Below are 8,828 nucleotides of genomic sequence, written 5' to 3' on the forward strand. Positions count from 1 at the left end.
GCTGTGTGCGGGCCGCTATGCGTGCGCGCCGGCGAGGTTCGCCAGGACCGGCCCAGCGCCGCATCTACTCCCCGGCTTGATTCGGCCCTGAGATGGGCCGGGCGGTCTGTGTCGGTTGTTCGCGGGCAATGCTCCGTGAACCGGCGACACGCCCGACCGCGTGGGTCGGAGAGGTCGGGAAACCGGCAGGTCACAGCCTCGCCTGAGGTGGTGATTGCAGCACAAGACTTACCGGCTCGGTACGAGGGAAGACGGAGACGCGGTGCCCACGATCCAGCAGCTGGTCCGAAAGGGCCGCCAGGACAAGGTGACCAAGAACAAGACGCCCGCGCTGAAGGAGAGCCCCCAGCGGCGGGGCGTCTGCACGCGCGTCTACACGACGACGCCCAAGAAGCCGAACTCCGCGCTTCGCAAGGTCGCCCGTGTCCGGCTGACCAGCGGGATTGAGGTCACGGCCTACATCCCCGGCGTCGGTCACAACCTGCAGGAGCACTCGATCGTGCTCGTGCGCGGCGGCCGTGTGAAGGACCTCCCGGGTGTTCGGTACAAGATCATCCGCGGGTCGCTCGACACCCAGGGCGTCCGCAACCGCAAGCAGGCGCGCAGCAAGTACGGCGCGAAGAAGGAGAAGAGCTGATGCCGCGCAAGGGCCCCGCTGGCAAGCGCCAGCTGATCGCTGACCCGGTGTACAACTCGCCGCTGGTCACCGCGCTCATCAACAAGATTCTCCTGGACGGCAAGCGTTCCATCGCGCAGAGCATCGTGTACGACGCTCTCGAGGGCGCCCGCGAGAAGACCGGCAACGACCCGGTCGTCACGCTGAAGCGCGCGCTCGACAACGTCAAGCCGACCCTGGAGGTCCGCAGCCGCCGCGTCGGTGGCGCGACCTACCAGGTCCCCGTCGAGGTGCGGCCGGCCCGCAGCACCACCCTCGCGCTGCGCTGGCTGGTGGTGTACGCCCGGCAGCGCCGCGAGAAGACCATGACCGAGCGGCTGATGAACGAGCTGCTCGACGCGAGCAACGGCCTCGGCGCGTCTGTCAAGAAGCGCGAGGACACCCACAAGATGGCGGAGTCCAACAAGGCCTTCGCCCACTACCGCTGGTAACCCCGGCGGGTTGAGAACGACGAGACGACGCGAGGACGCGAGGACACTGTGGCTACCAAAACCGGTGTAGACCTGGCCAAGGTCCGCAACATCGGGATCATGGCCCATATCGACGCTGGCAAGACCACGACGACCGAGCGGATCCTGTACTACACGGGCATCAGCTACAAGATCGGCGAGGTCCACGACGGCGCCGCCACCATGGACTGGATGGAGCAGGAGCAGGAGCGGGGGATCACCATCACCTCCGCCGCCACCACCTGCGAATGGCCCGTCGACGACGTCAAGCACACGATCAACATCATCGACACCCCCGGGCACGTCGACTTCACCATCGAGGTGGAGCGCAACCTGCGGGTGCTCGACGGCGCGGTCGCGGTGTTCGACGGTGTCGCCGGTGTGGAGCCGCAGTCCGAGACGGTGTGGCGGCAGGCCGACCGTTACGGCGTGCCCCGCATGTGCTTCGTCAACAAGCTCGACCGGGTCGGCGCCGAGTTCCACCGCTGCGTCGACATGATCGAGAACCGTCTCAACGCCGTCCCGCTCGTGCTGCAGCTGCCGATCGGCGCCGAGGCCGACTTCAAGGGCGTCATCGACCTGGTGAACATGAAGGCCCTCGTCTGGAACGAGGAGGCCAAGCTCGGCGAGATGTACGACACGCTCGACATCCCCGAGACGCACGCCGAGGCCGCCCGCGAGTGGCACGACAAGCTGGTCGAGACGCTCGCCGAGAACGACGACGAGATCATGGAGCTGTACCTGGAGGGCGACGAGCCCACCGTGGAGCAGTTGCACGCCGGCATCCGGCGCGCGACGATCGCCGCGAAGGTCACCCCGGTGACGTGCGGCACGGCCTTCAAGAACAAGGGCGTGCAGCCGCTGCTGGACGCGATCGTCCGCTACCTGCCGTCGCCGCTGGACGTGGAGGCCATCGAGGGCCACGCCATCCGCGACGAGGAGAAGGTGCTGTCCCGCAAGCCGAGCGAGGACGAGCCGTTCTCCGCCCTGGCGTTCAAGATCGCGACCGACCCGCACCTGGGCAAGCTCACCTTCGTGCGCGTGTACTCCGGCGTGCTGGAGTCCGGCGCGAGCGTGATGAACTCCGTCAAGGAGCGCAAGGAGCGCATCGGCAAGATCTACCGGATGCACGCCAACAAGCGCACCGAGATCGAGCGCGCGGGCGCCGGCGACATCGTCGCGGTGATGGGCCTCAAGCAGACCACCACCGGTGAGACGCTCTGCGACGACAAGGACCCGATCGTCCTGGAGTCGATGAACTTCCCGGCGCCGGTCATCCACGTCGCGATCGAGCCGAAGACCAAGGCCGACCAGCAGAAGCTGGGCACCGCGATCCAGCGGCTGGCCGAGGAGGACCCGTCCTTCCAGGTCCGCACCGAGGAGGACACCGGCCAGACCGTGATCTCCGGCATGGGCGAGCTCCACCTGGAGATCCTCGTCGACCGGATGAAGCGCGAGTTCAAGGTCGAGGCCAACGTCGGCAAGCCGCAGGTGGCCTACCGCGAGACCATCACCCGCAAGGTCGAGAAGGTCGAGTACACCCACAAGAAGCAGACGGGCGGCTCGGGCCAGTTCGGCCGCGTGATCATCGACCTGGAGCCGCTCGGCGGCGGGTCCGACGGTTACGAGTTCGAGAACAAGGTCACCGGTGGCCGCATCCCGCGGGAGTACATCCCGTCGGTCGACGCGGGCTGCCAGGAGGCCGCGGAGTTCGGTGTCCTCGCCGGCTACCCGATGGTGGGCGTCAAGGTCACTCTGCAGGACGGCGCCTACCACGAGGTCGACTCCTCGGAGATGGCGTTCAAGGTCGCCGGTTCCATGGCGTTCAAGGAGGCCGCCCGCAAGGCGTCCCCCACGCTGCTGGAGCCGATGATGGCCGTCGAGGTCACCACGCCCGAGGAGAACATGGGCGACGTGATCGGCGACCTCAACAGCCGCCGCGGCCAGGTCCAGTCCATGGACGAGCGGCACGGCATGCGCATCGTCAAGGCGCTCGTGCCGCTGTCCGAGATGTTCGGCTACGTGGGTGATCTGCGCAGCAAGACCCAGGGCCGGGCTGTCTTCACCATGCAGTTCGACTCCTACGCCGAGGTTCCGGGGAACGTCGCGCAGGAGATCATCGCCAAGGCGCGGGGCGAGTAAGCACCCGGGCCTGCCCACAGATCACACCAGACGTACATCGAAGCGGTCGTTCCAGACGGCCGAGGATCGCAACAAGGAGCAACCAGTGGCGAAGGCCAAGTTCGAGCGGACGAAGCCGCACGTGAACATCGGCACCATCGGTCACATCGACCACGGTAAGACCACGCTTACCGCGGCGATCACCAAGGTGCTCCACGACAAGTACCCGGACCTCAACCCCTTCACGCCGTTCGAGGACATCGACAAGGCGCCGGAGGAGCGCGAGCGCGGCATCACGATCTCCATCGCGCACGTCGAGTACCAGACCGAGTCCCGGCACTACGCGCACGTGGACTGCCCCGGTCACGCGGACTACATCAAGAACATGATCACCGGTGCGGCGCAGATGGACGGCGCCATCCTGGTGGTCGCCGCGACCGACGGCCCGATGCCGCAGACCAAGGAGCACGTGCTCCTGGCCCGCCAGGTCGGCGTCCCCTACATCGTCGTCGCGCTGAACAAGTGCGACATGGTGGACGACGAGGAGATCCTGGAGCTCGTCGAGCTCGAGGTCCGCGAGCTGCTGTCCGAGTACGAGTTCCCGGGCGACGACGTCCCGGTCGTCCGCGTGTCCGCCTTCCAGGCGCTGCAGGGCGACGAGAAGTGGGCCGAGTCCATCGTCGAGCTGATGAACGCCGTCGACGAGAACGTGCCGGAGCCGGTGCGCGACACCGAGAAGCCGTTCCTGATGCCGATCGAGGACGTCTTCTCGATCACCGGCCGCGGCACGGTCGTCACCGGCCGCATCGAGCGCGGCGTCGTGAACGTCAACGAGGAAGTCGAGATCATCGGCATCAAGGACGCCTCGTCCAAGACGACCGTCACCGGCGTCGAGATGTTCCGCAAGCTGCTCGACCAGGGCCAGGCGGGCGACAACGTCGGCCTGCTGCTGCGCGGCATCAAGCGCGAGGACGTCGAGCGCGGCCAGTGCGTCATCAAGCCGGGCACGAACACCCCGCACACCGAGTTCGAGGCGCAGGTCTACATCCTGTCCAAGGACGAGGGCGGCCGGCACACGCCGTTCTTCAACAACTACCGTCCGCAGTTCTACTTCCGGACCACGGACGTCACCGGCGTGGTGAACCTCCCCGAGGGCACCGAGATGGTCATGCCGGGCGACAACACCGAGATGCGCGTCGAGCTGATCCAGCCCGTCGCCATGGAGGAGGGCCTGAAGTTCGCCATCCGCGAGGGTGGCCGGACCGTCGGCGCCGGTCGCGTCACCAAGGTCATCAAGTAACACCCCTCGTGGACGCGGCGGCCCGGCCGCCAGCAGCAGCCGGCAGCCGGGCCGCCGCGTCACGACCAGTGAAGTAAACAGCGGCACTACAGCAAAGGACACCGAGGCCACCATGGCGGGACAGAAGATCCGCATCCGGCTCAAGGCCTACGACCACGAGGTCATCGACACCTCCGCGAAGAAGATCGTTGAGACGGTGACGCGGACGGGCGCCAAGGTCGCGGGCCCGGTGCCGCTGCCGACCGAGAAGAACGTGTACTGCGTCATCCGCTCGCCGCACAAGTACAAGGACAGCCGCGAGCACTTCGAGATGCGCACGCACAAGCGGTTGATCGACATCATCGACCCGACGCCCAAGACGGTCGACTCGCTGATGCGGCTCGACCTTCCGGCCGGCGTTGACATCGAGATCAAGCTCTGAGGGACGCATCGCAAATGAGCACGCAGAGGAAGGGCGTCCTGGGCGAGAAGCTCGGCATGACCCAGGTCTTCGACGATGAGGGCCGGATCGTTCCGGTGACCGTCGTCCAGGCCGGGCCGTGTGTCGTCACGCAGCTCCGCACCCAGGAGAAGGACGGCTACACCGCCGTCCAGATCGGGTACGGGCAGATCGACCCGCGCAAGGTGAACAAGCCGCGCACGGGCCACTTCGAGAAGGCCGGCGTCACGCCGCGCCGCTACCTCGTCGAGCTGCGCTCCGACGACACCACCGAGTTCGAACTCGGCCAGGAGATCACCGCTGGCGTCTTCGAGGCCGGCCAGAAGATCGACGTCACCGGCACGAGCAAGGGCAAGGGCACCGCCGGTGTCATGAAGCGCCACGGCTTCAAGGGCCTCGGCGCCTCGCACGGCACCCAGCGCAAGCACCGCTCGCCGGGCTCGATCGGCGGCTGCGCGACCCCGGGTCGCGTCTTCAAGGGCCTCCGCATGGCGGGACGGCACGGCAACGCCCGTACCACCGTGCAGAACCTGACCGTCCACGCCGTCGACGCGGAGAAGAACCTGCTGCTCATCAAGGGCGCGGTTCCCGGTCCCAACGGCGGCGTGGTGCTGGTCCGCGACGCAGTGAAGGGGACGGGCAAGTGACCTCCAAGCTCGACATCGACCTGCCCGCCGAGGTCTTCGACGCGAAGACCAGCGTGCCGCTGATTCACCAGGTCGTGGTGGCGCAGCTGGCCGCGGCGCGGCAGGGCACGCACGCCACGAAGACCCGCGGCGCCGTGTCCGGCGGCGGCAAGAAGCCGTACCGGCAGAAGGGCACCGGCCGCGCCCGCCAGGGCTCGACCCGCGCGCCCCAGTTCGCCGGCGGCGGCACGGTGCACGGCCCGCAGCCGCGGGACTACTCGCAGCGGACGCCCAAGAAGATGAAGGCCGCCGCGCTGCGCGGCGCCCTGTCGGACCGCGCCCGCTACGGCCGGGTGCACGTCGTCGACCACATCATCGAGGGCGACACCCCGAAGACGAAGACGGCGCTGACGGCGCTGCGCTCGGTCACCGAGGCCAAGCGCGTCCTGCTGGTCCTGGACCGCGAGGACGAGCTGACCTGGAAGAGCCTGCGCAACGAGCCGAGCGTGCACGTTCTCGTCTCCGACCAGCTCAACACCTACGACGTGCTGGTGAACGACGACGTCGTCTTCACGCAGAAGGCGTACGACGAGTTCATCTCGCGCGCGGCGAAGAAGTAAGGAGGGCGGCACCAGTGAACAAGATCGCCGACCCCCGCGACGTCATCATCGCGCCGGTCGTCTCGGAGAAGAGCTACGGGCTGCTGGACGAGAACAAGTACACGTTCGTCGTCCGCACCGACGCCAACAAGACGCAGATCAAGCAGGCCGTCGAGTCGGTGTTCGGCGTCAAGGTGACGAACGTGAACACGCTCAACCGGCCCGGCAAGCGCAAGCGGACCCGGTTCGGCTACGGCAAGCGCAAGGACACCAAGCGCGCCATCGTCAGCCTCGCCGAGGGCGAGCGGATCGACATCTTCGGCGGCCCGGCCTAAAGAGCCAGGGTCGTCCCGAAGACTGAAATAGGGATGAACGAAAAAGATGGGCATCCGTAACTACAAGCCGACGACTCCGGGTCGTCGCGGCTCCAGCGTGGCCGACTTCGTCGAGGTCACGCGCAGCGAGCCGGAGAAGTCGCTGCTGCGTCCGCTCCCGAAGAAGGGCGGCCGCAACAACCACGGCCGCATCACGACCCGGCACCAGGGCGGCGGCCACAAGCGCGCGTACCGCGTGATCGACTTCCGCCGGCACGACAAGGACGGCGTCCCGGCGAAGGTCGCGCACATCGAGTACGACCCGAACCGCACCGCCCGCATCGCGCTGCTGCACTACGCCGACGGCGAGAAGCGCTACATCCTCGCGCCGCGGAACCTGCGCCAGGGCGACCGCGTCGAGAACGGGCCGGGCGCGGACATCAAGCCGGGCAACTGCCTGCCGCTGCGCAACATCCCGACGGGTACCGTCATCCACGCCATCGAGCTGCGGCCCGGCGGCGGCGCCAAGATCGCCCGCTCCGCGGGCGCCGGCGTCCAGCTGCTGGCCAAGGAGGGCAAGTACGCCACGCTGCGCATGCCCTCGGGCGAGATGCGGATGGTGGACGTGCGCTGCCGCGCGACGGTCGGCGAGGTCGGCAACGCCGAGCAGTCGAACATCAACTGGGGCAAGGCCGGCCGGATGCGGTGGAAGGGCAAGCGCCCGACCGTCCGCGGTGTGGCCATGAACCCGATCGACCACCCGCACGGTGGTGGTGAGGGCAAGACCTCCGGCGGCCGGCACCCGGTGAACCCGAACGGTAAGAAGGAAGGCCGCACTCGCCAGGCGAACAAGTCGAGCGACCGGCTGATCGTCCGTCGTCGCAGCAAGAAGAAGCGGTAGGAGTCGCTCGTCATGCCACGTAGCCTTAAGAAGGGTCCCTTCGTGGACGACCACCTGATGAAGAAGGTGGACGTCCAGAACGAGAAGGGCACCAAGAACGTCATCAAGACGTGGTCCCGGCGCTCCATGATCGTGCCGGACATGATCGGTCACACGATCGCCGTGCACGACGGCCGCAAGCACGTGCCGGTGTTCATCACCGACGCCATGGTGGGGCACAAGCTCGGCGAGTTCGCGCCGACGCGGACGTTCCGCAGCCACGTCAAGGAAGACCGTCGCAGCCGTCGCGGCTGAGCGGGCAGTCTGTAGGAGAGAGGGAACAGCGATGGAAGCCAGGGCCCAGGCGCGGTTCATCCGCGTCACGCCCATGAAGGCCCGCCGCGTGGTGGACCTCATCCGCGGCCTGCCTGCCGCGGAGGCGCAGGCGGTGCTGCGGTTCGCCCCCCAGGCCGCCAGTGAGCCGGTGGGCAAGGTGCTGGCCAGTGCCATTGCCAACGCCGAGCACAACTTCAAGCTCGACACGGGCACGCTCGTCGTGAGCGGCGCGTGGGTCGACGAGGGGCCGACGCTGAAGCGTTTCCGCCCCCGCGCCCAGGGTCGGGCCTACCGCATCAACAAGCGCACGAGCCACATCACCGTGGTCGTCGCCCCGAAGGACGAAGTCGCTTCGGCCGGCGGTAAGAAGACGAGGAGGGCCCGGTAGTGGGTCAGAAGATCAACCCGCACGGGTTCCGCCTGGGCGTCACCACCGACCACAAGAGCGTGTGGTTCGCCGACAAGCTCTACAAGGACTACGTCAAGGAAGACGTCCAGATCCGGCGCATGCTGCAGAAGGGCATGGACCGGGCGGGCATCTCCAAGGTGGAGATCGAGCGGACCCGTGACCGTGTCGAGGTCAACATCCACACCGCCCGGCCGGGCATCGTCATCGGCCGCCGCGGCGCGGAGGCCGAGCGCCTCCGGGGCGACCTGGAGAAGCTGACCGGCAAGCAGGTCCGGCTGAACATCCTCGAGGTGAAGAACCCCGAGATCGACGCGCAGCTCGTCGCGCAGGGCGTGGCCGAGCAGCTGTCCAGCCGGGTCGCGTTCCGCCGCGCCATGCGCAAGGCGATCCAGTCGGCGATGAAGTCCGGCGCCAAGGGCATCAAGGTGCAGTGCGGCGGCCGTCTCGGCGGCGCCGAGATGTCGCGGTCGGAGTTCTACCGCGAGGGCCAGGTCCCGCTGCACACGCTGCGCGCCGACATCGACTACGGGTTCTACGAGGCCCGGACGACGTTCGGCCGCATCGGCGTGAAGGTGTGGATCTACAAGGGCGAGGCCGCGCAGACCCGCGCCGAGCGCGAGCAGCAGGCCGCGCAGCAGCGCGCGGCGGGCGGCGGCGGCCGTGAGCGCCGCGGCGGCGA

At 67.9% G+C, this 8,828-nt stretch carries 12 protein-coding genes; all 12 read left to right on the top strand.

All coding sequences use genetic code 11. From position 1 onward, the window contains the following. The first annotated feature begins 262 nt into the window (after window positions 1-262). On the top strand, window positions 263-637 hold the full coding sequence (gene rpsL / locus F9B16_RS28025) for a 30S ribosomal protein S12 (RefSeq protein WP_030176166.1): 375 nt from the start codon (window positions 263-265) through the stop codon (window positions 635-637). After that, window positions 637-1,107, top strand: a complete 471-nt coding sequence (rpsG, locus tag F9B16_RS28030) for a 30S ribosomal protein S7 (protein WP_021597494.1) — start codon at window positions 637-639, stop codon at window positions 1,105-1,107. Before rpsL ends, rpsG begins: the two co-directional genes overlap by 1 nt. Window positions 1,108-1,155: 48 nt before the next feature. After that, a complete protein-coding gene (gene fusA, locus F9B16_RS28035) occupies window positions 1,156-3,267 on the top strand; it encodes an elongation factor G (RefSeq protein ID WP_151543202.1) in 2,112 nt (703 codons plus the stop codon). An 85-nt stretch (window positions 3,268-3,352) separates the two neighbouring features. Further along, entirely contained in the window at window positions 3,353-4,546 is a 1,194-nt protein-coding gene (gene tuf, locus F9B16_RS28040) for an elongation factor Tu (protein ID WP_151543203.1), read from the top strand. A 112-nt stretch (window positions 4,547-4,658) separates the two neighbouring features. Beyond that, window positions 4,659-4,967 (top strand): 30S ribosomal protein S10, encoded by a 309-nt coding sequence (gene rpsJ / locus F9B16_RS28045; RefSeq protein ID WP_018657599.1) that lies wholly within the window; start codon window positions 4,659-4,661, stop codon window positions 4,965-4,967. Between the two features lie 14 nt (window positions 4,968-4,981). Then, a complete protein-coding gene (rplC, locus tag F9B16_RS28050; protein ID WP_151543204.1) occupies window positions 4,982-5,632 on the top strand; it encodes a 50S ribosomal protein L3 in 651 nt (216 codons plus the stop codon). Next, window positions 5,629-6,231, top strand: a complete 603-nt coding sequence (gene rplD / locus F9B16_RS28055; RefSeq protein ID WP_151543205.1) for a 50S ribosomal protein L4 — start codon at window positions 5,629-5,631, stop codon at window positions 6,229-6,231. Before rplC ends, rplD begins: the two co-directional genes overlap by 4 nt. Before the next feature lie 14 nt (window positions 6,232-6,245). Further along, window positions 6,246-6,545 carry a 50S ribosomal protein L23 gene (gene rplW, locus F9B16_RS28060; RefSeq protein WP_151543206.1) on the top strand — a complete coding sequence of 100 codons (300 nt, stop codon included), beginning with the start codon at window positions 6,246-6,248 and terminating at the stop codon, window positions 6,543-6,545. A gap of 46 nt (window positions 6,546-6,591) precedes the next feature. Further along, complete coding sequence (gene rplB / locus F9B16_RS28065; protein WP_151543207.1) at window positions 6,592-7,425, top strand: 50S ribosomal protein L2; 834 nt, start codon at window positions 6,592-6,594, stop codon at window positions 7,423-7,425. A gap of 12 nt (window positions 7,426-7,437) precedes the next feature. After that, the gene (rpsS, locus tag F9B16_RS28070; RefSeq protein WP_067807019.1) at window positions 7,438-7,719 is read left to right on the top strand and encodes a 30S ribosomal protein S19; all 282 of its coding nucleotides are present in this window, start codon (window positions 7,438-7,440) and stop codon (window positions 7,717-7,719) included. 31 nt (window positions 7,720-7,750) lie between these two features. Further along, on the top strand, window positions 7,751-8,128 hold the full coding sequence (rplV, locus tag F9B16_RS28075; protein WP_151543208.1) for a 50S ribosomal protein L22: 378 nt from the start codon (window positions 7,751-7,753) through the stop codon (window positions 8,126-8,128). Further along, a partial coding sequence (gene rpsC / locus F9B16_RS28080; RefSeq protein ID WP_151543209.1) for a 30S ribosomal protein S3 occupies window positions 8,128-8,828 on the top strand: 701 nt, incomplete at its 3' end. The genes rplV and rpsC, both read left to right, overlap by 1 nt.

The organism is Actinomadura montaniterrae (assembly GCF_008923365.1).
Taxonomy (GTDB): domain Bacteria; phylum Actinomycetota; class Actinomycetes; order Streptosporangiales; family Streptosporangiaceae; genus Spirillospora; species Spirillospora montaniterrae.